The organism is Labrys miyagiensis, assembly GCF_030160835.1.
Lineage (GTDB): Bacteria > Pseudomonadota > Alphaproteobacteria > Rhizobiales > Labraceae > Labrys > Labrys miyagiensis.
Genome location: NZ_BSPC01000022.1, coordinates 139,449 through 159,095 on the forward strand (window position 1 = coordinate 139,449; position 19,647 = coordinate 159,095).

A 19,647-nucleotide genomic window follows, 5' to 3' on the forward strand; every position below is an offset into this window, starting at 1 on the left:
CCTGTGCTGGCGAGATCGGCTCAACCAACCACCAGGTCATCGACATCCGGATGACGGCTCGCCCATTTGGCCAGGAACGGACATCTGACGATGGCCTTGCGGCCGCTGGCGCGGATCAGGTCGAAGACGCCCTGCGCCAGCCTGGAACCGATACCCTGGCCCGAAAGGGCTTGTGGCACCTCGGTGTGCACGAGCACCAGAGCCTCGCCCTCCTGGCGGTAGTAGACAACCGCCAACTCGTCATCCACAGCCATTTCGAAGCGGTTCTGCGCCGGGTTGTCGACGACGGTTTCGCTCATGGAGGCTGTCTCCGTGATGAAGAAGGAGTTCGGGCGAGGCTACAATACCGGGCCCATTTTCCAGATCGGGCCGGGCCATGAGGCCGGTGGTCAATGGGCTCGGTGACACCTTGATGCCGGTCACCCTACTATAACTCCCGTCCGAGCCGGGACTCCAGGGCCACGCTTCCACTATCTCAGTGGAAGCGTGGATTGTCGATCTTGGGTAGGCGCGGCCTAGACTACCAATTCATCCTTAGCCCGACCGTGCCGCTGACCTTGTAGTTATTGCCGAAGTCCTTGAAGCTGGTATCGTACTCCCCCTGGCCGTAGACGGAGTAGCGGCTGCCCCAATTATAGGTTGCCCCGACGCCGACTCCGCCCCAAACTGCGTTGTCCCGCTTCCTGTCCAATTCCTCGATAAATGTCAGACCGGGGTAGTGCTCGGCCATCGTGAGCTTGCGCTCGTCCTCGGCGACATAATAGAGGTTGGCAATGCCGTTCAAGCTCAGTCTTGAGATAGAGCCGTCGGCATTTTTCCAGCTCAACTGCTTTTCGACACCCAATCCCACGCGCGACGTCAGGCTTGCATTGCCGCTGCCGGAGAAACTGTCGGGAAGCCGGCTGTAAGATTCCAGGAGGCCAAAATCGTCATAGTCGGCCCTGGAATAGACCACCTGCGCCTGCGGAATGAGGAAGAGCCCGTCTCCGATTTCGAAGCGCTTCCCGGCTTCCAGGCCGAGGCTATAGCCAAACCCCTTAAGGCCGTGCAGGGAGTAGCCGGGGTCGTAGTTCCGAAATCCCTGGTAGAGTTTATAGCTGCTGACATCCATGTCGGAGTCATACCAGGTCACCTGCCCCTGGGCGTCGGCATAAAAGCCGTCCTGGCCATACCAGGTCAACGTTCCGCCAGCGCCGTAACCTTGCGTTTCGACTCTCGTATGGGCGAGAGTAGAGGGAAAACCAACATAGCTTGAAACAGAGGTTGAATCGGAAGATGTCCAGGCCCTGCCATAGGTCAGGTTGACGCCGCCAATCAGCTTTCCAGCGTCGTTCTCGATGAGAACGTGATCGAACCCCATCTGGAACTGCCACGTGCGGGCATCCGTGCTGGACGTTGTGGGGTCGGTCCTCCGCGGCGGACTTCCGGGAACATGATCGAAGTGGCTGTACGTCGAATCGAAGGCGCCGAATGAGGCTGTCGTCCGTGCCCAGAGGCCGCCGCCATCGATGAAAGGCTGGCTCGTGGAGTCCAGATAGACCTGTCCTTGCGTCCGTGTCACCGCGCATCTGAAGTTCTGCGCCGGATCCTTGCAAAACACCGTCTCAGGATCGCTCGGATCGTTGCTCCAGTAACGCGTGCCCACCCGTTGCTCAAGCGTCGGCAAAGTGTTGAGGGCATTCATGCCGTCCGGAAAGGGGGCGAAGCTATAGGGGCCGTTCGAGCCCCGCACTGCGGCAAGCGCAGGCCCTGTCGGTACTGAGATCGTTGCCAGCACCGTCGCACAGCCCAACGCGGCAGCCAGGAAACTGGCGGCGCGCCCACCCAACAGACTTTCCGTAATTGTGGCCTTTTTCATTCTATATGCCCCCTTACCATCGGTGCCCATGAAGCGCAGCGATTGCCTTGATTGAATTTGTTGAGGCTTAAAACATGAATGTGCTTAAGGCGCAATTTCACCTACGTAATGTCTCTCCATTACGTGGTGATGCACTGTATCAAAGGCGTATACTTTGGAGGTATGAGAGAATGACGCTAGGGTAACAAAAATGGCAGAATGTCTCATTTCAGCTATCTAATGTTCAATTTTTGTCGCAAATCTCCGCAGGATGTGACAAATCGCACGCGCCGTGCAGATATCGGAAGATTTCCGCGAATGACGTGATAACGCGCGTGGCGACGCCGGCCGATGGCACTCGATCACGGTGCACGCTTGGCTGAAGCGGGCGAATTGCCATGGTCTGCACCGAGAAGGTCACTCTGATAATCAGGTAGAACGCGCTGCGAGAAAGTCTAGAATTCCAGCCCGAAAGGTTGGATTTGCGGCAAGTTATGCCCGATTGAGGCGCCGTTACGTAGCCCTAGTCGGCGATGGCGGCGTGTGGCGTGACCTCGGGTCCGATGGCGAGCAATGTGGTGATGTGCGGGGGCATCCGCTTTCTCGCCGCCGGTCAAGTCGAAGGCGATCAGGGCTCCTGAGGCGTCTGGCTTGGCATGGATTTTCGTGTTGAACCCGCCGCGCGAGCGGCCGAGCGCCTGATCTTCCCGCCCCCTTTTGCGCAGGCTGCCGAGACAGGGGCGCGGACAATGGCGGAATCGAACATCTGGATGAGATGGGCCGGCGAACTCATGCCGGCCAACACCTCGAAGAAGCCTTCGAACACGCCTGCCTCGCTCAGGCGGTCGTAGCGCTTCCAGACGCTGTTCCAAGCCGCTCGATGAAATAGACCTCGTGGTGGCTGGCGACGAAGAGATCGCCGGAGATGGTCACCCAGCCGCGGAACATGCCGTCGGTGTTGTAGGGGGCGGTGACGGTGCCATGGGCGTCGACGCCCACCAAGCCGGTGCCGATGCCATAGGGCTTCAGGTCCCGCAGGATCACCCTGGCGGCGGCATTTTCCAGTGTCTCGCCGAGATAGGCGACGCGGCTGGCAATCTCGTGGCCGACGACGTGACGGATGAAGAACTCGCCCTGGCCAGTTCCGGAGACGGCACAGACGCCATCGCGCGCATAGGTGCCGGCGCCGATGATCGGGCTGTCGCCGACGCGGCCCACGGGCTTGTTGGTATAGCCGCCGGTCGAGGTCGCGGCGGCTAGGTGGCCGGCGGCGTCGAGGGCGACGGCGCCCACGGTGCCGTGCTTCTCGGCTTCGCTCGCCGCCTTGATCGTGCCGGCCCTCTCATGCGCCTGCATGGCCGCGAGGGCCTTCTGCCGGCGCGGCGTGGTGAAATAGGACGGCTCCACCATGGCGAGGCCGCGTGCTTGCGCATAGTCATCCGCCGCCGGCCCGACCAGCATCACCAGATTGCCGGAGTCCAACACGGCGCGCGCCGCCTGTACGGGATTGCGGATGCGGCGCGTCGCGGCGATGGCGCCGGCTGCGAGCGTCTGCCCGTCCATGATGGAGGCATCGAGTTCGTGCCCGCCGGCCGCGTTGAGGGCGGCCCCGTGCCCGGCATTGAAATGCGGCGAGTCCTCCATCACCTCGACCGCCGCCTGTACCGCATCGAGCGCGCGTCCGCCCTTTTTCAGCACCGCCCAGCCGCTGCGCAGCGCCTTGGCCAGATCGGCGCGTGCGTCGATCCATTCCGCCTCGCTGAGGTCGACTTTCGCCATGACACCGCAGCCGCCATGGATGGCGATCGCAAAGTTGGACATCTCATTCTCCGTGAATTTCCGCATCAGGCCAGCAGACGCACCTTTTCGGCCAGGGCGTCGATATAGGCGGTGGGATCGAGGCTCGAGCCGGTGGCATCCCGCAGGATCTCGTCGGGTGTGCGGCTGCGGCCATGGCGATGCACATGCTCGCCGAGCCAGAGACGCAACGGGGCGTAATTGCCACCTTCCAGGCCCTTGGCGATGGTGGGCAGCCGGCTCGCGGCTTCGAAGAGTTGCGCCGCCATGACATTGCCCAGCGTATAGGTCGGGAAGGAGCCGATCATGCCGGAGGACCAGTGCACGTCCTGCAGCAGGCCCTGGCTGTCGTCGGGCACGATCAGGCCGAGGAAGTCGCGGATCTTCTGGTTCCAGAGCGAGGGAAGCTCGCCCACCTCGATCTCGCCGGCGATCAGCGCCGCCTCGATCTCGGTGCGCAGGATGATGTGCAGGTCATAGGTCAGTTCATCCGCCTCGACCCGGATGAAGCTCGGCCGCACCGCATTCACGGCGCGCCAGAATTCCATGGCATCGACATCGACGAGCTGTTCGGGAAAAGCTTCCTGGAGTGAGTGGAAATGCAACTCCCAGAAGCGCTGCGACCGGCCGACCCGGTTTTCCCACAGCCGCGACTGCGATTCATGCATGCCGAAACTGGCGCCGCCGACGGCATAGAGGTTGACGATGTCGGTGGTGAAGGCCGAACGCGTGAATTTCGCCAGCACTCCCTGCTCATACATGCCGTGCCCGGCCTCGTGCCAGATGGCGAACAGGCCGCCCGGCAACCAGTCCTCGCGGAAGCGGCCGGTGATGCGCACATCCTCGCGGGTGAAGGAGACTTCGAAGGGATGCACGGTATCGTCGAGCCGCCCGCGCGCGAAATCGAAGCCCATCCTGGCGGCAATGTCCCGCGCATAGGCCTTCTGCGTTTCGACGGGAAAGGAGCGTTCCAGGATGTCGAGCCGAGGCTGGTCGCTCCGGCCGAACACCGTATCGATCAGCGGCAGCAGGGCATCCTTGAGGCGGGCGTAGAGCGGCTCCAAGGTCGCCAGCGTCATGCCCGGTTCGTATTGGCCGATCAGGGCGTCATAGGGATGGCGCTCGAAGCCGATCGCTTGGGCGATGGCCCGCTGGAGTCCGACAGTTTCGGCCAACAGGGGCGCGAAGGAAGCAAAGTCATTGTTGGCGCGAGCCCGGATCCAGCTTTCGTGCGCCCTTGTCCTGAGGGCGGCCGCCTCGGTGATCAGGGCCTCGGGAATGCGGCGCAGCGTCTCGATCGTGTCCTTGGTCAGGAGCAGTGCCCGGCGTTGTTCGTCCGTGCCACCAGCCTCCACCTCGTCCAGCCCGGCCTCGATGGCGCCGCGCATAGCCTCGCCGGTGGCCATCTCGCGCGCCAGGCCCGAGAGCGTGGCGATTTGCTGGCCACGGGTCGTGGCACCGGAAGCGGGCATCTTGGTCCGCGCATCCCAGTTGAGAATGTTGATGGCGCAAAGAATATCGTTGAGGCGCCCGATTTCCTGTTCGAAACGGGCCAGTCCCGTTGTCCCTGCGTTCATTTGGTTCCACCCACAGATTGAGACGGTTTGTCCAGTCGATGGCCGGTCACACGCCGGCCTTGCTGAAATCCTCCAGATGACAGGCCGCCAATTGCCTGGCGCCATGTGCCTTCAGGATCGGATGTTCCTCCCTGCAGCGGTCGAAGACATAGGGGCAGCGTGGATGGAAGCGGCACCCCGAAGGCAGCGAGAGCGGGCTGGGCAACTCACCCTTGGCGCTGGCCACGCGCGTGCGCCTGGTGGGATCGAGATCGGGCGCCGCGTCGAGAAGCGTGCGGGTATAGGGGTGACGCGGGGCGGTGAACAGTGCCTCCGTCTCGCCGATCTCGACGATTTCGCCCAGATACATCACGGCGACGCGGTCGGAGATATGGCGCACGAGGCGCAGATCATGGGCGACGAAGATCACGGTCAGCTTGAAACGTTGCTGCAGGTCGAGAAGCAGGTTCACGACCTGCGCCTGGACTGAAACGTCCAGGGCGGAGACGAGTTCGTCCGCGACCAGGATCTCAGGCTCGACGGCCAGCGCCCGGGCAATGCCGATGCGCTGACGCTGGCCGCCCGAGAATTCGTGCGGGCGCTTGTCGGCGGCGTCCTGGGGCAGGCGTACGAGGTCGAGCAGTTCGGCGATGCGGCCGGGAATCTCCGCCTTGGAGCGCATCTTGTGGACGCTGAGCGCCTCGGTCAGTACCTGGCGCACGCTCATCTGCGGATTGAGCGAGCCATAGGGATCCTGGAAGATCATCTGGACGCGGCGGTTGTAAGCCCGCCGCGCCCCGCCCTTGAGCCCGGCGACATCGCGGCCCTCGAACATCACGCGCCCATCATTGGCCTCGATCAAGCCCACGATAGTGCGGGCGAGGGTGGACTTGCCGCAGCCGGATTCGCCGACCACGCCGAGAGTCTCGCCGCGCGGGATCTCCAGCCGCACGCCGTTGAGCGCATGGATCGCGCGCGCGGGCTGGCCGGTGAGGCGGTCGAGCAACGTCCGCTTGATGTCGAAGCGTACCACGACATCTTCGATCGACAGGAAGGGGGTCGGGACGGATCCGTCACTCATGCAGGCCTCCCCCCGCGGCCGCCACGGCCTCGTGACGGAAGCATGCGACGAGACGTTCTGCCCCGATGGTCGTCAGCGGCGGTTTGTCGAGCGAACAGCGCTCGACCCGGAAGCTGCAGCGCGGATGGAAGGCGCAGCCTTGCGGCATGGCGGCGAGGGAGGGCGGCGTGCCCTCGATCGACATCAGCGGCTTGCGCTCGTCGCCGCCCTGCGGCACCGAGCCGAGCAGGCCGCGCGTATAGGGATGGTGCGGCTGGCGGAAGACGTCGAGCACCGCGCCGCTCTCGACGATGTTGCCGGCATACATCACCGCCACCCGGTCGCAGGTCTGGGCGACGACACCGAGATCGTGGGTGACGAAGATCACGCTCATGCCGAGCCGCTCGCGCAGGCCGAGGATCAATTTCAGGATCTGGTCCTGGATGGTGACGTCGAGCGCGGTCGTCGGTTCGTCCGCGAAGAGAAGGCGCGGCTCGGCGGCCAGCGCGATGGCGATCATGACGCGCTGGCGCATGCCGCCCGAGAACTGGTGCGGATAATCGTCGAGACGGCTGGAGGCCGCGGGAATGCCGACAAGATCCAGGAGTTCGATGGCCCGCTCGCGGCGCTGGCGCTTGTCGAGCGTGCCATGGGCGACAAGGGATTCATCGATCTGGCGATGCACGGTGAGTACCGGATTGAGAGCCGTCATCGGTTCCTGGAAGATCATGGCGATCTCCCGACCGCGCATGGCTCGCAGCGTCGCGGGCGAGGCGCCGATCAGTTCCTGCTCGCCCCAGCTCACGGAGCCGGTGGTGCGGGCGTTCGAAGGCAGGAGATGCAGCATCGAGCGCAGGGTCACGCTCTTGCCGGACCCGGATTCGCCGACGAGGCCGAGCACCTCGCCCGGCCTGACCTCGAAGCTGATGTCGTTGAGCGCCGACAGAGTTCCCTGCGAGGTGGCGAAGGTGGTGGTGAGGTTGCGCACCGTGAGCGTCTTCGCCGGATGCGCACCGAGGCTGACAGGCGCGTTCATCGGTTCGGCCTCAACAATTCCGCCAGGCCGTCGCCCAGCAGGCTGAAGCCGAAGCCGGTGGTGACGATGGCGATGCCGGGGAAGATCGAGATCCACCAGGCCGTCGCCATGTAGTTCTTGCCGCCGGCGATCAGCACGCCCCATTCGGAGGTGGGCGGCTGGGCGCCGAGGCCGAGATAGCCCAGGCTCGAACCCAAGAGGATGGCGAGCGCCATATCCGTCATCCAATAGACGATGGCGGTGGCGATCACATTGGGCATGATGTGGCGGATGATGATGCGGGCATTGCTGTAGCCCATCACCCGGCCGGCAGCGGCATAGTCGAGGCGCTTCTGCAACTTGACCTCGGCGGCAACGAGGCGGGCATAGAACACCCAATAGACGATGCCGACGGCGATATACATGTTGCCGAGACCCGGCCCGAGCACGGCGACGATTGCGATCACCAATACGAGCAGAGGGAAGGTGACCACGGCGTCGACGATGCGCCCGAACACCGCCTCCGCCCAACCGCCATAATAGCCGACCAGCGCGCCGACCGTCGTACCGAACACGAAGGGGAACAGCGTTGTGAATAGCGCGATCTGCATGTCGATCGTGTAGGCGTGGATGGTGCGCGAGAGCATGTCGCGGCCGAAATTGTCGGTACCGAAGGGATGTGCCCAGGAGGGCGGCTTGAGGATCGCCTTGTAGTCGATCTTGTTGGGATCGTAAGGCGCAAACAGATGGGGTGCGAGTGCCAGAAGCAAGCTGATCAGCAGAATGATGCAGCCGAAAAGCAGCGCGGGGGGGAGGCGCAGCGAGCGGCGCCTGACGCGCGGTGAATCGTAGGGGATGGTCATCGCGCCACCCGGGGATCGAGGGCGGCCTGGACCAGATCCGTCGCCAGGAAGATCAGCGAGACGAGCACGGCCAGCACGATGGTAAGACCCTGCACCACCGGATAGTCGCGCGCATAGATGCTGTCGATCATCAGCCGCCCGATGCCGGGGATGGCAAAGACCGTCTCGGTGATCACGGCGCTGCCGACCACCGTGCCGATGTGAAGGCCAAGCAGCGTCACGGTGGAGATGAGGGCGTTTCGCAGTACATGCCGGGACAGGATGATACGGGTCGCCAGACCCTTGGATCGGGCAAAGTTCACATAGTCGGCGCCGAGCACGCCGATGATGGCGGCCCTGAGATTGCGCATCAGGATGGCCGAGAGGCTGAAAGCGATGGTGAGCGCTGGCAGGAAGAGGTGGTAGAGTCGTTGCCCGAAATCATCGCCATACCCGCCCACGGGAAACCAGCGCAGGTTGGCGGCAAAGATCGTGAGCAGGACGAGGCCGATGTAGAAAACCGGCATGGACAGGCCGATCTGGAAGGCCTCGCGGATCGCAAGGTCTGCGGCCCGGTCCTGCGAGAGCGCGGCGATGAAGGCGAGCGGCACGGCGAGGATCACCGCAAAGAGGGCCGATAGTCCCGTCAGCATCAGCGTGATGGGCAGGCGCTCGGCGATCACCTGCGCCACCGGCAGATGCAGGGCGAACGAGGTGCCCAGGTCGCCGGTAACGATGCGCTTGACGAAATAGAGGAACTGGATGGGCAGGGGCTGGTCGAGACCTAGCTCCGCATTGATGCGGGCGACGTCGGCATCGGTGGCGCGGTCGCCGATCATGGCGCTGGCGGGGTCGCCCGGAAGGAGGCGCACGATCACGAAGGTGACCAGCAGGATCACGATCAGCGTCGGAATGATCAGCAGGAGGCGGCGCAGGATATAGAAGAACCCCACTCGTCATTCCCTTCCTTCAGGCCACCCTGGAATCCAAAAGGCGGCTCGCCTGCCGGCGCGCCGCTTCTCGGATCCTTCGGCGGGAAACCCGAACCAACATGCCCCAAACTTGCTTCTTCTGGACTTACTTCTCGATATGGGCGCCGACGAAGATGTTGTTGCCGAGCGGGATCTGAACGAAGCCTTTGACGGTGGGCTTGAGCGTCACCGGGTAGGGGGTCTCATAGAGCGGAACGATGGGCCCGCTGGTGTTGTAGATCTCCTGGATCTTGGCATAGTCGTCGCCACGCTTCTTGGGGTCGAGCTCCTGCTGGGACTGCTCGAACAGCGTATCGGCCTCGTCATTCTTCCAGCCCGAGTGCAGGGCATCGATAGTCTTGGAATAGACGAAGTAGGAGGCGATCTCGTTGGGATCGGCGATGTCGTCCGTCCAGGCGGCAAGGCGCATCGAGAAGTCGCCGGCGCGGTATTTCGCGGTACGGGTGGCGTTGTCGACCTGCTGGATGTCGAGGGTGACGCCGATCTGCCCCCACATCTGCTGCAGCGCCGTGGCGATGCCGATCTCGTCCTCATTGCCGGCCAGCACATAGATGCTGGTCTTGAAGCCATTCTCGAAGCCGGCGTCCTTCATCAGCTGCTTGGCCTTGTCGAGATCGACGGGGAAGAGCGGCGTGGTGCCGGCATGATAGGGCGTCGCCGAGGACATGAAGGAGGTCATCGGCGTGCCGACGCCGTGGGTGACGATGCCGATGATGCCATCCTTGTCGGTGGCATAGTTGAGCGCCTGGCGGACCTTCTCATTGGAGAGCGGATTGTCGCTGCCGTCCTTCAGCTTAGGACGCACCATGAGGGTGACATATTCGACGCGGGTGGAGGGGAACAGCACCATGTTGACGCTGCTGTCCGCCTTCAGTTCGTCCACGCGGGCGTAGGGGATGAACTCGGCGCCGTCGAGTTCGCCGGACTTGAGCTTGAGAATGCGGGTGGCGTCATCGGGAATGACCTCGAAATGCACGCCGTCGAGATAGGGCAGGGCTTTGCCGTCGGCGCCCTGGCGCCAGTAATAGGGATTGCGTACCAGCTGCATGTCGGCGTTGCGCTGCCAGGATTTCAGGATGAAGGCGCCGGACCCAATCGGATGCTCGGCGAAGGCCTTGGCCTTGTCGGCATCGGTGGCGCCGGGCGAAGCCTCGAACGCCTTCATCGGCAGGATCGAGGTGTTGAACACCGTCAGGGCCGAGAGGATGGCCGGATCCGTATTCTTCAGCTTGAGCACGACGGTCTTGGGATCCTGGATCACGACATCGTCGATCGAACCGACCATGAAGTTCCAGATGCCGTTCTTCGGATTGGCGGCGCGCTTGAGCGACCATTGCACGTCCTCTGCGGTGATGGGCGAGCCATCCGAGAACTTGGTGCCCTCGCGCAAAGTGAGCGTGACGCTCTTGCCATCCGGCGCGACCTGCCAGGCGGTGGCGAGGCCGGGCTGTACGCCCTTACCGTCGTCGGTGGGCAACAGCAGGGTGTCGTAGAGGTTCGAGAGAATCCAGATGTCGACATTGGCGTCGTTGAGCACCGGATCGAGGAAAAGGCTGTCGGCATAGCGCCCGTATGTGAGCGTGCCGCCGCGCGTGATGGTGTCGGCGGCGCGGGCTCCCGACGTGGCGATGACGCCTGTCAGGCACGCGGTTAACAACAGGCTCGTTGCAATGTGCTTGAAGGACATTCTCATCACGGTACCCCAGGGTGGCGATAGAGTGTTCTAGTTAACTAGTACGGTAAAGGGGTGCCTTGCCTCTTGTCAAGCAAGATCGTTAAGGATTTGGTTGCGATATGGCACAAAGCGTTCTAACAAGATAGTACAGTATGGTGACGCAGATGGACTATCGCTTGGATCGGGATTTGCCCATACCGCTGGGAACCCAGTTGCGGGGGCTGATCGAATTCGGGATTGCAACGGCGGGCCTGTTGCCGGGAGAGCGCCTGCCTTCCGTGCGCGAAATGGCGGACCTGGCCGGCGTGGCGCCGATGACGGTGGCGCAGGTCTATCGGGACCTGAAGAGCAAGGGTCTGATCCAGTCCTTTGCCGGCTCGGGCACCTTCATCGCCGATACCGGCACACGCACCTCCTCCTATGACCAGCAGGTCGTCGACCTGCATAGGCGCATCGATGCGCTGATCGACGAGGGCCTCGCCATGGGCCTGCGCTCCAGCGATCTCGCCGGCATGATCAGCGCGCGCTTTAACGAGCGTCAGGCGCGGGGGCGGCGCAAGCACATCGTCATGGCCGGCAACTTCCAGGCCGCCACCGCCGCCTATGCGCGCACCATCGCGGAGGTGCTGGGTGCGGGTGTGACTGTCGAGGCCGTCACCATCGATGCCATCGCTCGCCAGCCCGTGGTGCAGCAGAAGGCGGCGGCCGCCGACATCGTGGTGACCTTCCTCCACCGCCAGCGCGAGGTAGCGGCGCTGCTGCCCGGCAGCACGGTCACGGCGATCAGCTTCCTGCCGTCCGAGGAGACACGCCGGTCCCTCGCTTCGCTCGACCCGCTGACTCGGGTGGGCGTCGTCTCGATCTTTCCCGAATTCACGCCCCTGATGAAGGCCGGCGTGCAGCGCTTCGCCCCGCATGTGCCTTCGATCGCCATCACGCTGCGCGACGCGCCCGATCTCGATCAGTTGCTGAGCAATAGCGACGTGCTCGTCTATGCCACCGGCGCCGAGGAACTGGTGACGCGCCTTCGCCCCGGCATACCCGCCTTCGAATACCGCCATTCACCCCATCCCGGTGACATCAAGCGCGTGCTCGGCCCGTTGATCGAGGGGACCGACATCACGGCGCAAACGAAAAAGAGGGAACATGAAGATCAGTGAGATGAATTGGGCCCAGGTCGAGGCGTATCTCAAGACCGACGACCGCGCCATCTTGCCGCTGGGCTGCACCGAGCAGCACTCGAAACTCAGCCTCTCGGTCGACTCCATCCTGGCAGAGAAGGTCTCGGTGGATGCGGCCGAACCCCTCGGAATCCCGGTATTTCCGGTACTTCCCTATGGTATTACACCCTATTTTCTCGCCTATCCCGGGACGATCAGCCTCAAGGTCGAGACCTATGCGCTGATCCTGCGCGACATCCTGACCTGCATGAAGCGCCATGGATTTCGCAAAGTTTTGATCGTCAACGGTCATGGCGGCAACCAGCCGGCGCAGAGCGTGGCAGCCGAATGGCAGGCCGACAACCAGGAGGTCGCGGTCAAATTCCACAATTGGTGGAACGCGCCGAAGACGTTTGCCAAAGTGCAGGAGATCGATCCGGTCGCCTCGCACGCCTCCTGGATGGAGAACTTCCCCTGGACTCGCCTCAAGGGCGAGGTGCAGCCGACCCAGCAAAAGCCGATGATCGATCTCTCGCGCCTGCGCTGGCTGGGGCCGGACGGCGCGCGCGCTTATCTCGGCGACGGCAATTTCGGCGGCTATTACGAAAGGCCCGACGAAGAGATGCTGGCGCTGTGGGACGTCGGCGTCGCCGAAACCCGCGCTCTGCTGGAAGGCCCCTGGGCATGAGCGGGCCCATCCTGGTCTGGGGCGCGGGCGCGATCGGCGGCACCATCGGCGCGGCCCTGATCCGCGCCGGCGAGGAGGTGCTCTTCGTCGACCGTGACGCCGCCCATGTCGATGCCATCAACCGCAACGGCCTCGCCATCACCGGCGCGATCGATCCCCATGGCGTCGAGGCCCACGCCTTCCTCCCCGAAGAGGTTACGGGCGTCCATGACGAGATCCTGCTCGCGGTGAAGGCGCATCACACCGAGGAAGCAACTAAAGCGCTGTTGCCGCATCTCGCCATCGACGGCTATGTCGCCTCGATCCAGAACGGACTGAACGAGCGCATCATCGCCGCCATCGTCGGGCCTGAGCGCACCATCGGCTCCTTCGTCAATTTCGGCGCCGACTATATCGAGCCTGGCGTCATCCATTTCGGCGGGCGAGGGGCCGTGGTGGTGGGCGAGATCGACGGCGCCCTGACGCCGCGTATCGAAAGTTTGCACCGCCAGTTCCTCACCTTCGACCGCAACGCCATCCTCACCCGCAACATCTGGGGCTATCTGTGGTCGAAGCTCGTGGTCGGCGCGCTGCTCTTTGCCACCGCCGTCACCAATGACAGCATCGCCGACGTGCTCGCCATGCAGCGCTACCGGCCGACGCTGACGGCGCTCGCCCATGAGGTTCTGGCTGTCGCGGCGGCGGAAGGCGTGAAGCTCGAGCCGTTCGATGGCTTCGATCCCAGGGCCTTCATGCCCGGCGTCGATCCGGCGGCCACCGAACGCTCCTATGACGAGATGGTGGCGCATAATCGCCGCTCGGCCAAATCCCATTCGGGAATCTGGCGCGACCTCGCCGTGCGCAAGCGCAAGACCGAGGTCGACCAGCAGATCGGACCGGTGGTCGAGATCGGCCGCAAGCACGGCATCGCCACGCCGGTGACGCAGGCCCTCATCGGCCTGATCCATGCCACCGAGGAAGGGCGGCGTTCGCTCGAACTGGCCGGTCTCGACGATCTCGCAAGGGCCGCGGGGAAGGTGCCGGCATGATCGCGAATTTCTCAGGCCGCACAGCCCTCGTCACCGGTGCGGCGCATGGGTTCGGCCGGGCGATCGCTCTCGCTTTCGCCGCCCGTGGCGCCCATGTCGTCGCTGCCGATATCTTCGTCGAAGGTCTTCAGGAAACTGCTGGACTGCTTGGTGACAAGGGGCAGGTTGTCACGCTCGACGTCAGCGATCCCGCGGGCGTGACGGCGACGATGACCCTGCTGGAGAGACAGGGCAGGGCGATCGATATCCTCGTCAACAATGCCGGCGGCGTCCGGGGGCAGGTCGGCCGCCCCATCGAGGAGATCGAGCCGGCGGACTGGCACGCCATCGTGGACGTCAATCTCACCGGCGCCTTCCTGATGGCGCAGGCTGTGGCGCCGGGCATGAAGGCGCGCCGGTATGGGCGTATCGTCAACATCTCCAGCGGCGCCGGGCTCGGCATCAGCCTCACCGGCATCCAGGCCTATGCCAGCGCCAAGGCGGGCCAGATCGGCCTGACGCGCCAGCTCGCGCACGAGCTGGGGGCGTGGAACATCACCGTCAACAATGTGGCGCCCGGTTTCGTCCGCTCCAATCCCTCGACCGAGCGGCAATGGGACGCCATGGGCGAGGCGGCGCAGGAGCGGCTGGTGCAGTCCATCGCGCTGAAGAGGCTCGGCAGCCCGGACGATATCGCCAACGCCGTGCTGTTCTTTGCCTCCGACGCGGCAGGGTGGATTTCCGGGCAGGTGTTGAGTGTGGATGGAGGGAAGTAGGTCCTGGGAGCGCGGGCCCCCGGCCTTCCGGGTGCACGAGCATCCTGCCCGTTCTTGGAAACGAACGCGGTCTTTATCAACCAAAGACAGCCACCGTTGATTTGATGGTAAGGTTGCGTTGTTTAGCGTACTGCTGATGCGATGCCCTCAACTTTGTTTGCGGCAACAATCTTTTGTAGTCGTTTTCTGCAGTTCTATTCTGAGAAAGAAGATTTTTCCAGGAAATCAACCGCTGACATGCGCGTATATCCAGGGACGTACTTCAGGCCAAAATCCGACAGAAAATTATCTTTCGTTGTGTTCGGGTGATTCCTGACGATATTGCATAGACATGTCGTAAGTTGCTTCTTCATGTCGAGACGAGGATAGGTGGACAAAACCGCTTTCTTTTCGCCATCGGTGAATTGTTGATAGCCAGCACCACCGTAGTCGCACGCGATACCATGTTGGCTACAGGTCACGTCGGCGCTTTTGAAATGTCCAATTGACGGGCTGGTGTGAAGCGCGATCGCATCCCAAACAGTCTCAGCGCGACGCTCCCCCATATTGTGGGCGAGCGCAAAAGCGCGGCCTGCATCCGCACCCACCACCTCAAAGCGACGATCGGGAGCGCCGCCGCGCGCAAGGCCAAGATCATGCAGCAGCACCGAGACGCCAACGACCTCGGCGTCGGGCTTGAGAGCACAGCGCTCTGTCAGCCTCGCGCCGTAGAGCCACGAGCGCACAACGTGATTAAAGAGCCAGTCCGGTGATTCAGCCTGGGCCTCCGCGTAGGCGTCCTGGACAGGGCGGCTATCGGCCAAAGTCACACCCAACGTGCGGCCAACTGCCAGCGCGTCCTTGAAATCGGGCTGTTCGCTTCCGCTCATTTTTCGCTCCTTGGGCGTCACAGACTGAGATGGTTGGTCAGCTTTGAGGGCTCAGACATGCGGGAGGCCACCCATGTCTCGAGACGTGCGCGCCGTTGAGCACGAGCCGGCGCTGTGCGTGCGTTTACCGTCTCCAGGATTTCAGCCGGAGCTGTGTCTGGGCGCCCCGAGTTGAACGGCGGCTGCGGCGCGTACTCCAGCCCAAGCTGAACCATCTGTGCTACGTGCTGGCCGCGCAACTCTGCGATAAGAGCCAATACAAGATCGATGCCTGCCGTGACACCGCCTCCAGACAGGATATTGCCGTCGCGCACGATGCGGCCTTCATCGACGATGGCGCCAAACACCGGAAGCAATTCACGCCATGCCCAATGGCAGGCCGCGCGGCGACCGGTGAGGAACCCTGCAGCGCCCAGGATCAGCGACCCGGAGCAAACTGAAGTGAGATAGCGAGCGGTCCCACCAAGCCGGACGATTTCCTTCATATAGAGTTCGTTCTCGATAGCAGGGATACAGCCGCTACCGCCGGGCACCAGAAGCACATCGCAGGAGGTGATGGTAGCCAAGTCTTCCAGTTCCGAGAACACGAGCCGGTCCGCGGTGATGGGTCGGCCGCCTGGCGACGTCACCCGAACGTCGAGATCCGGCGTCCGCGAGAGAAACTGATGTGGGCCCGTGAAGTCGAGCTGGGTCACTCCGTCATAGGCGGCAATTACAACGCTGATTGGTTCGGACATCGCTTTTTCTCCTCACGGGCAAGCTAACGTCGCCATCATTTGTCCTAAAGGCCAAACTTCCCTATGATACGGCCATGATCACGGTTGGCTTCTTCGTATCTCCGGGCTTTCAGATGCTCGACCTGGCCGGTCCGGCGGGCGCCTTCGAAGCGGCGAGTGGCAATGGAGGTCCTTCCTATCGGATCCACGTCCTGTCAGCCGATGCTGGCGGTGTGTCGAACAGCCTCGACATGGAGACTGTTACTGCCTCACTCGACGATGCCGTGCTCGATACGCTGGTCGTGATCGGTGGACGAATTGGTCCGTCGATATCAGCTACCACGCTGAGCCGGCTTGTGGAGGCCTCTGCCAGGTGCCGGCGCGTGGCGAGCGTTTGCACGGGTGCTTTTACCCTCGCGGCGGCTGGGCTGTTGGATGGGCGGCGGGCCACGACGCATTGGCGATACGCGGCTCGCCTTCAGCGTGAATACCCTTCCATCAAAGTTGAAGCAGATCGCATTTTTTGCCGAGACGGCAACGTCTGGACGTCGGCAGGCATTACGGCCGGTATCGACCTTGCGTTGGCTTTGATCGAGGAGGACCACGGTTTTGATCTCGCCAAGGGTGTGGCGCAGCATCTCGTCGTCTATCACCGTCGCCACGGAGGGCAGTCGCAGTTCGCTGCTTCGCTCGACTTGGCCCCCAAAAATGATCGGATAGCCGCCGCCCTGGGCTACGCACGCGACCACATCGCCGAGTCTCTCAGCGTCGAACGGTTGGCAGACGCGGCTGGCATGAGCCTTCGGCAGTTCAGCCGCGCATTCAGGGCGCAGACCGGCACCACACCCGCGCGCGTAATCGAACGGATCCGCGCCGACCTGGGCAGAGGCCGCTTGGAGGCTACCGCCGAATCCGTTGAACGCATCGCGGAGGCTGTCGGCTTCGGTGATGCTGAAAACATGAGAAAGGCGTTCATCCGAATTTACGGACAGCCGCCTCAATCGATCCGACGTGCAATTCGCAGCTAGAGCCGCCTACCCGCGTGTCGTAATAGCGACCAGATCATCGTGAGGGCATTGCGGGTCTTTGGTTGATAAAGGCCACGATCGCCCTACGACGAAGGAAGAACGGGCAAGATGCCCGTGCACCCGGAACGGAGTTCCTCAATCCGGAAGCGGCCGCGGCCGCCGGTTCTCGTCGATCGCCACGAAGGTGAAGGTCGCTTCCGTCACCAGGCCGGACTCATCCGATTCCCGCGCCCGGCGGAAAGCCCGCACATGGATGACCATCGACGTCCGCCCGAGTTTGAGGATGTCGGCGAAGAAGCTCACCTCGTCGCCGACCAGCACCGGGCGGTGGAAGCTCATACGGTCGACCGCGACCGTGGCGCAGCGCCCCCGCGCGCGCCGGGCGGCGGCGTTTCCGGCGGCAAGATCCATATTGGCCATCAGCCAGCCGCCGAAGATGTCGCCGGATGGGTTGGTATCGGCGGGCATGGCAATGACGCGGACGTCCGGGGCCTGGTCCGAGGTCAGCATCTGTTCGGGCGTCTGTGCGGTCATGCCTTTTCCATTGCGGCAGGTGTGGGGAGGACAGTAAGCGGCATCCGGCCGACGAGCTCAATCCTCCGCGTGCACTTACCCGCAGGAACTGCTTTAATGCGGGCCTGATCGCGGCTGCCGGAGCGGCTGCCCCGCCTCGTGGGAGGTCCGGACATGAATGTCAGCTTCTCCGCCCTCGATGCGCCGCTGCTGCGCGAAGATCGCGATGGCGTGGTCACGCTCCGCCTCAACCGGCCGCATCAATACAATGCTCTCTCGCAGGCCGTTCTGGACGCCCTGCAGCATGAGTTCGACAGCCTCGCGAAGGACGAAACCTTGCGCTGCGTGGTGCTGGCCGCGGCCGGCAAGGCCTTCTGCGCCGGACATGATCTGCGCGAGATGCACGGCAACCGCCGGCTCGACTATTATCAGGCACTGTTCGCCCAGTGCAGCCGGGTGATGCAATCGATCCAGGCGCTGCCGGTGCCTGTCGTCGCGCGCGTCCACGGTATCGCCACGGCCGCCGGTTGCCAGCTGGTGGCGAGCTGCGATCTCGCCATCGCCTCCGATGCCGCGCGCTTCGCCGTCTCCGGCATCAATGTCGGGCTGTTCTGCTCGACGCCCTCCGTCGCCCTGTCGCGCAACGTCTCGACCAAGCGGGCCTTCGACATGCTGGTTACGGGACGCTTCATCGACGCCGCGACGGCCGCCGACTGGGGTCTCATCAATCAGGCGGTGCCCGCCGAAGAGCTCGACGCCGCGGTCACAGCGAAAGTCGAGGAAATTCGCGCAAAAAGCCCCACGGCCGTGCGCCACGGCAAGACGATGTTCCACCGCCAGCGAGAAATGAAGCTCGCCGAGGCCTATGCCTATGCCGGCGATGTCATGGCCCGCAACATGATGGAAGAGGATGCCGACGAAGGCATCCGGGCATTCCTCGAGAAACGCCCGGCCGGCTGGAAGCCTTTGTAGCGATATCGGAGCCAGCTTCCAGCTCCGCTCTGCTGCCTACCTAAGCCGCCGCAGCTGTGGTCGCCTCCATGCGAAGCGAGGAGGCGACATAGACGAGATCGCAATCTTCGTCCGCTCGGATCGTTCCCGTCGTGCCGGCAGGCAGGTAGACGACTTGGCCGGGCTCCGCGTGCAGGACGGTGTCGCGAATATGGATGCTGCAGCTTCCACGGGTGACCACCAGCACCTCGTCATTGGAGAAGCGGAAATTACTGTTCGCACCGCGGCGGGCACGGGTAAAGCCGATGGCGCCCAACTGAGCCTGCGGGTTCTCGTCATCGGTCAGGACGTCGGCAAGCGAGAAGCCGGCCCATCCCATCCAGTCCTGGGCATCGTCAATGCAGAATTTCCGGGCGTCGTTGCCGGTTTCCTTGCGCTCTTGCATGGCGTTCTCCCGTGGCCGTTCGATCAGTGTATCTGCAGGCGGTCCGCCGCGACCTTGCCGGAACGGTGATCTTCCAAGAGCTCGTAGCTGATTTTCTGGCCTTCCTGCAGGTCGTGAAGGCCGGAGCGAGCCACGGCGCTGATATGAACGAAGACATCCCTTGAGCCGTCGTCAGGCTGAATGAAGCCATAGCCTTTCTGGGGATTGAACCACTTAACGATACCTGTGCTCATGAAGAACCTTTCCGAGAGCAAGTCGGTTGGTCCTGTCGCAGATGCGGCAGGGTCTAAAATATCGAAATTGGCCGGGAGTTCTGGCGGAACGCCGCGGTAATGCGGACTTGAATGCGCCAGCCAAATCGAAGTTTAATGATGTGAGGCTACCTGTGGCCAGTCAAGTATTTAATTTCACCGAATTATGTGTAAATCGATTAAATCAGTAAGGTCTTTTGTAAAGATTTGTCAGAACATTTGTTCTAATTTGTAACTATTTACTCACATGAATGTATTGTTCGTTGGTCTGAGGAATTACCCGCTCAGGGGCGGTCAGAAACCGGGGTAACGGCGGTGATTCATTGAGAAAGTGAGAGTCGGCGCTTTGTCGCCCGCGGCAACCAACCAACTCTCCCGAAAGGACGCCGAAGACCCGCGACGCGTTGGACGCGGTTTGTGTATATTGATACCGCCGCTTCGAGAATGAACCATGGACTCTCGATAGACA

General features: G+C 62.9%; 21 protein-coding genes. 7 read left to right on the top strand and 14 right to left on the bottom strand.

What is annotated here, in order from left to right:
• Positions 1–20: 20 nt before the first annotated feature.
• A complete protein-coding gene (locus QQL24_RS12015; protein WP_284312299.1) occupies positions 21–299 on the bottom strand; it encodes a GNAT family N-acetyltransferase in 279 nt (92 codons plus the stop codon).
• A gap of 221 nt (positions 300–520) precedes the next feature.
• On the bottom strand, positions 521–1,858 hold the full coding sequence (locus QQL24_RS12020; protein ID WP_284312301.1) for an autotransporter outer membrane beta-barrel domain-containing protein: 1,338 nt from the start codon (positions 1,856–1,858) through the stop codon (positions 521–523).
• Between the two features lie 635 nt (positions 1,859–2,493).
• On the opposite strand from QQL24_RS12020, the gene QQL24_RS12030 reads away from it, so the two are divergent.
• Positions 2,494–2,688, top strand: coding sequence for a hypothetical protein (locus QQL24_RS12030; RefSeq protein ID WP_284312369.1), 195 nt, complete (start codon positions 2,494–2,496; stop codon positions 2,686–2,688).
• On the opposite strand, the gene QQL24_RS12035 is transcribed toward QQL24_RS12030, so the two are convergent.
• From QQL24_RS12035 to QQL24_RS12065, 7 genes are all read right to left on the bottom strand, one after another.
• Complete coding sequence (locus tag QQL24_RS12035; protein WP_284312303.1) at positions 2,675–3,658, bottom strand: isoaspartyl peptidase/L-asparaginase family protein; 984 nt, start codon at positions 3,656–3,658, stop codon at positions 2,675–2,677. The genes QQL24_RS12030 and QQL24_RS12035 overlap by 14 nt on opposite strands.
• A gap of 23 nt (positions 3,659–3,681) precedes the next feature.
• Complete coding sequence (locus tag QQL24_RS12040; RefSeq protein WP_284312304.1) at positions 3,682–5,211, bottom strand: carboxypeptidase M32; 1,530 nt, start codon at positions 5,209–5,211, stop codon at positions 3,682–3,684.
• A gap of 46 nt (positions 5,212–5,257) precedes the next feature.
• Complete coding sequence (locus QQL24_RS12045; protein ID WP_284312305.1) at positions 5,258–6,271, bottom strand: ABC transporter ATP-binding protein; 1,014 nt, start codon at positions 6,269–6,271, stop codon at positions 5,258–5,260.
• On the bottom strand, positions 6,264–7,286 hold the full coding sequence (locus QQL24_RS12050) for an ABC transporter ATP-binding protein (protein WP_284312306.1): 1,023 nt from the start codon (positions 7,284–7,286) through the stop codon (positions 6,264–6,266). Before QQL24_RS12050 ends, QQL24_RS12045 begins: the two co-directional genes overlap by 8 nt.
• Positions 7,283–8,128 (bottom strand): ABC transporter permease, encoded by an 846-nt coding sequence (locus QQL24_RS12055; protein ID WP_284312307.1) that lies wholly within the window; start codon positions 8,126–8,128, stop codon positions 7,283–7,285. Before QQL24_RS12055 ends, QQL24_RS12050 begins: the two co-directional genes overlap by 4 nt.
• Positions 8,125–9,060, bottom strand: a complete 936-nt coding sequence (locus QQL24_RS12060) for an ABC transporter permease (RefSeq protein ID WP_284312308.1) — start codon at positions 9,058–9,060, stop codon at positions 8,125–8,127. The genes QQL24_RS12055 and QQL24_RS12060 overlap by 4 nt, the downstream gene beginning before the upstream one ends.
• Positions 9,061–9,184: 124 nt before the next feature.
• Entirely contained in the window at positions 9,185–10,792 is a 1,608-nt protein-coding gene (locus QQL24_RS12065) for an ABC transporter substrate-binding protein (protein ID WP_284312310.1), read from the bottom strand.
• Positions 10,793–10,938: 146 nt separating this feature from the next.
• On the opposite strand from QQL24_RS12065, the gene QQL24_RS12070 reads away from it, so the two are divergent.
• The 4 genes from QQL24_RS12070 to QQL24_RS12085 are packed head-to-tail and all read left to right on the top strand — an operon-like array spanning position 10,939 to position 14,405.
• Positions 10,939–11,934, top strand: a complete 996-nt coding sequence (locus QQL24_RS12070) for a GntR family transcriptional regulator (RefSeq protein ID WP_284312312.1) — start codon at positions 10,939–10,941, stop codon at positions 11,932–11,934.
• Complete coding sequence (locus QQL24_RS12075) at positions 11,921–12,622, top strand: creatininase family protein (RefSeq protein ID WP_284312313.1); 702 nt, start codon at positions 11,921–11,923, stop codon at positions 12,620–12,622. Before QQL24_RS12070 ends, QQL24_RS12075 begins: the two co-directional genes overlap by 14 nt.
• Positions 12,619–13,650 (top strand): ketopantoate reductase family protein, encoded by a 1,032-nt coding sequence (locus QQL24_RS12080; protein WP_284312314.1) that lies wholly within the window; start codon positions 12,619–12,621, stop codon positions 13,648–13,650. Before QQL24_RS12075 ends, QQL24_RS12080 begins: the two co-directional genes overlap by 4 nt.
• A complete protein-coding gene (locus QQL24_RS12085; protein ID WP_284312315.1) occupies positions 13,647–14,405 on the top strand; it encodes an SDR family NAD(P)-dependent oxidoreductase in 759 nt (252 codons plus the stop codon). Before QQL24_RS12080 ends, QQL24_RS12085 begins: the two co-directional genes overlap by 4 nt.
• A gap of 194 nt (positions 14,406–14,599) precedes the next feature.
• Here the strand turns inward: QQL24_RS12085 and QQL24_RS12090 are convergent, their stop codons facing one another.
• Both QQL24_RS12090 and QQL24_RS12095 read right to left on the bottom strand, forming a co-directional pair.
• A complete protein-coding gene (locus QQL24_RS12090; RefSeq protein ID WP_284312316.1) occupies positions 14,600–15,274 on the bottom strand; it encodes an HD domain-containing protein in 675 nt (224 codons plus the stop codon).
• 17 nt (positions 15,275–15,291) lie between these two features.
• On the bottom strand, positions 15,292–16,011 hold the full coding sequence (locus tag QQL24_RS12095; protein ID WP_284312317.1) for a DJ-1/PfpI family protein: 720 nt from the start codon (positions 16,009–16,011) through the stop codon (positions 15,292–15,294).
• A gap of 74 nt (positions 16,012–16,085) precedes the next feature.
• Here QQL24_RS12095 and QQL24_RS12100 point away from each other — a divergent pair, with 74 nt between their 5' ends.
• A complete protein-coding gene (locus tag QQL24_RS12100; protein WP_284312318.1) occupies positions 16,086–17,018 on the top strand; it encodes a GlxA family transcriptional regulator in 933 nt (310 codons plus the stop codon).
• A 135-nt stretch (positions 17,019–17,153) separates the two neighbouring features.
• Here the strand turns inward: QQL24_RS12100 and QQL24_RS12105 are convergent, their stop codons facing one another.
• Entirely contained in the window at positions 17,154–17,552 is a 399-nt protein-coding gene (locus tag QQL24_RS12105) for an acyl-CoA thioesterase (protein ID WP_284312321.1), read from the bottom strand.
• A gap of 153 nt (positions 17,553–17,705) precedes the next feature.
• On the opposite strand from QQL24_RS12105, the gene QQL24_RS12110 reads away from it, so the two are divergent.
• Positions 17,706–18,503, top strand: coding sequence for an enoyl-CoA hydratase (locus QQL24_RS12110; RefSeq protein WP_284312322.1), 798 nt, complete (start codon positions 17,706–17,708; stop codon positions 18,501–18,503).
• Positions 18,504–18,543: 40 nt separating this feature from the next.
• On the opposite strand, the gene QQL24_RS12115 is transcribed toward QQL24_RS12110, so the two are convergent.
• Positions 18,544–18,927 (bottom strand): AraC family ligand binding domain-containing protein, encoded by a 384-nt coding sequence (locus tag QQL24_RS12115; protein ID WP_284312323.1) that lies wholly within the window; start codon positions 18,925–18,927, stop codon positions 18,544–18,546.
• Positions 18,928–18,950: 23 nt separating this feature from the next.
• Complete coding sequence (locus tag QQL24_RS12120) at positions 18,951–19,160, bottom strand: cold-shock protein (RefSeq protein WP_284312324.1); 210 nt, start codon at positions 19,158–19,160, stop codon at positions 18,951–18,953.
• Positions 19,161–19,647: the final 487 nt, after the last annotated feature.

What these genes read in the sequence shown, in the direction of transcription:
- QQL24_RS12015 (WP_284312299.1), bottom strand. Translation starts at nt 299, where the DNA reads ATGAGCGAAACCGTCGTCGACAACCCGGCGCAGAACCGCTTCGAAATG.
- QQL24_RS12020 (WP_284312301.1), bottom strand. Translation starts at nt 1,858, where the DNA reads ATGAAAAAGGCCACAATTACGGAAAGTCTGTTGGGTGGGCGCGCCGCC.
- QQL24_RS12030 (WP_284312369.1), top strand. Translation starts at nt 2,494, where the DNA reads ATGGATTTTCGTGTTGAACCCGCCGCGCGAGCGGCCGAGCGCCTGATC.
- QQL24_RS12035 (WP_284312303.1), bottom strand. Translation starts at nt 3,658, where the DNA reads ATGTCCAACTTTGCGATCGCCATCCATGGCGGCTGCGGTGTCATGGCG.
- QQL24_RS12040 (WP_284312304.1), bottom strand. Translation starts at nt 5,211, where the DNA reads ATGAACGCAGGGACAACGGGACTGGCCCGTTTCGAACAGGAAATCGGG.
- QQL24_RS12045 (WP_284312305.1), bottom strand. Translation starts at nt 6,271, where the DNA reads ATGAGTGACGGATCCGTCCCGACCCCCTTCCTGTCGATCGAAGATGTC.
- QQL24_RS12050 (WP_284312306.1), bottom strand. Translation starts at nt 7,286, where the DNA reads ATGAACGCGCCTGTCAGCCTCGGTGCGCATCCGGCGAAGACGCTCACG.
- QQL24_RS12055 (WP_284312307.1), bottom strand. Translation starts at nt 8,128, where the DNA reads ATGACCATCCCCTACGATTCACCGCGCGTCAGGCGCCGCTCGCTGCGC.
- QQL24_RS12065 (WP_284312310.1), bottom strand. Translation starts at nt 10,792, where the DNA reads ATGAGAATGTCCTTCAAGCACATTGCAACGAGCCTGTTGTTAACCGCG.
- QQL24_RS12070 (WP_284312312.1), top strand. Translation starts at nt 10,939, where the DNA reads ATGGACTATCGCTTGGATCGGGATTTGCCCATACCGCTGGGAACCCAG.
- QQL24_RS12075 (WP_284312313.1), top strand. Translation starts at nt 11,921, where the DNA reads ATGAAGATCAGTGAGATGAATTGGGCCCAGGTCGAGGCGTATCTCAAG.
- QQL24_RS12080 (WP_284312314.1), top strand. Translation starts at nt 12,619, where the DNA reads ATGAGCGGGCCCATCCTGGTCTGGGGCGCGGGCGCGATCGGCGGCACC.
- QQL24_RS12085 (WP_284312315.1), top strand. Translation starts at nt 13,647, where the DNA reads ATGATCGCGAATTTCTCAGGCCGCACAGCCCTCGTCACCGGTGCGGCG.
- QQL24_RS12090 (WP_284312316.1), bottom strand. Translation starts at nt 15,274, where the DNA reads ATGAGCGGAAGCGAACAGCCCGATTTCAAGGACGCGCTGGCAGTTGGC.
- QQL24_RS12095 (WP_284312317.1), bottom strand. Translation starts at nt 16,011, where the DNA reads ATGTCCGAACCAATCAGCGTTGTAATTGCCGCCTATGACGGAGTGACC.
- QQL24_RS12100 (WP_284312318.1), top strand. Translation starts at nt 16,086, where the DNA reads ATGATCACGGTTGGCTTCTTCGTATCTCCGGGCTTTCAGATGCTCGAC.
- QQL24_RS12105 (WP_284312321.1), bottom strand. Translation starts at nt 17,552, where the DNA reads ATGACCGCACAGACGCCCGAACAGATGCTGACCTCGGACCAGGCCCCG.
- QQL24_RS12110 (WP_284312322.1), top strand. Translation starts at nt 17,706, where the DNA reads ATGAATGTCAGCTTCTCCGCCCTCGATGCGCCGCTGCTGCGCGAAGAT.
- QQL24_RS12115 (WP_284312323.1), bottom strand. Translation starts at nt 18,927, where the DNA reads ATGCAAGAGCGCAAGGAAACCGGCAACGACGCCCGGAAATTCTGCATT.
- QQL24_RS12120 (WP_284312324.1), bottom strand. Translation starts at nt 19,160, where the DNA reads ATGAGCACAGGTATCGTTAAGTGGTTCAATCCCCAGAAAGGCTATGGC.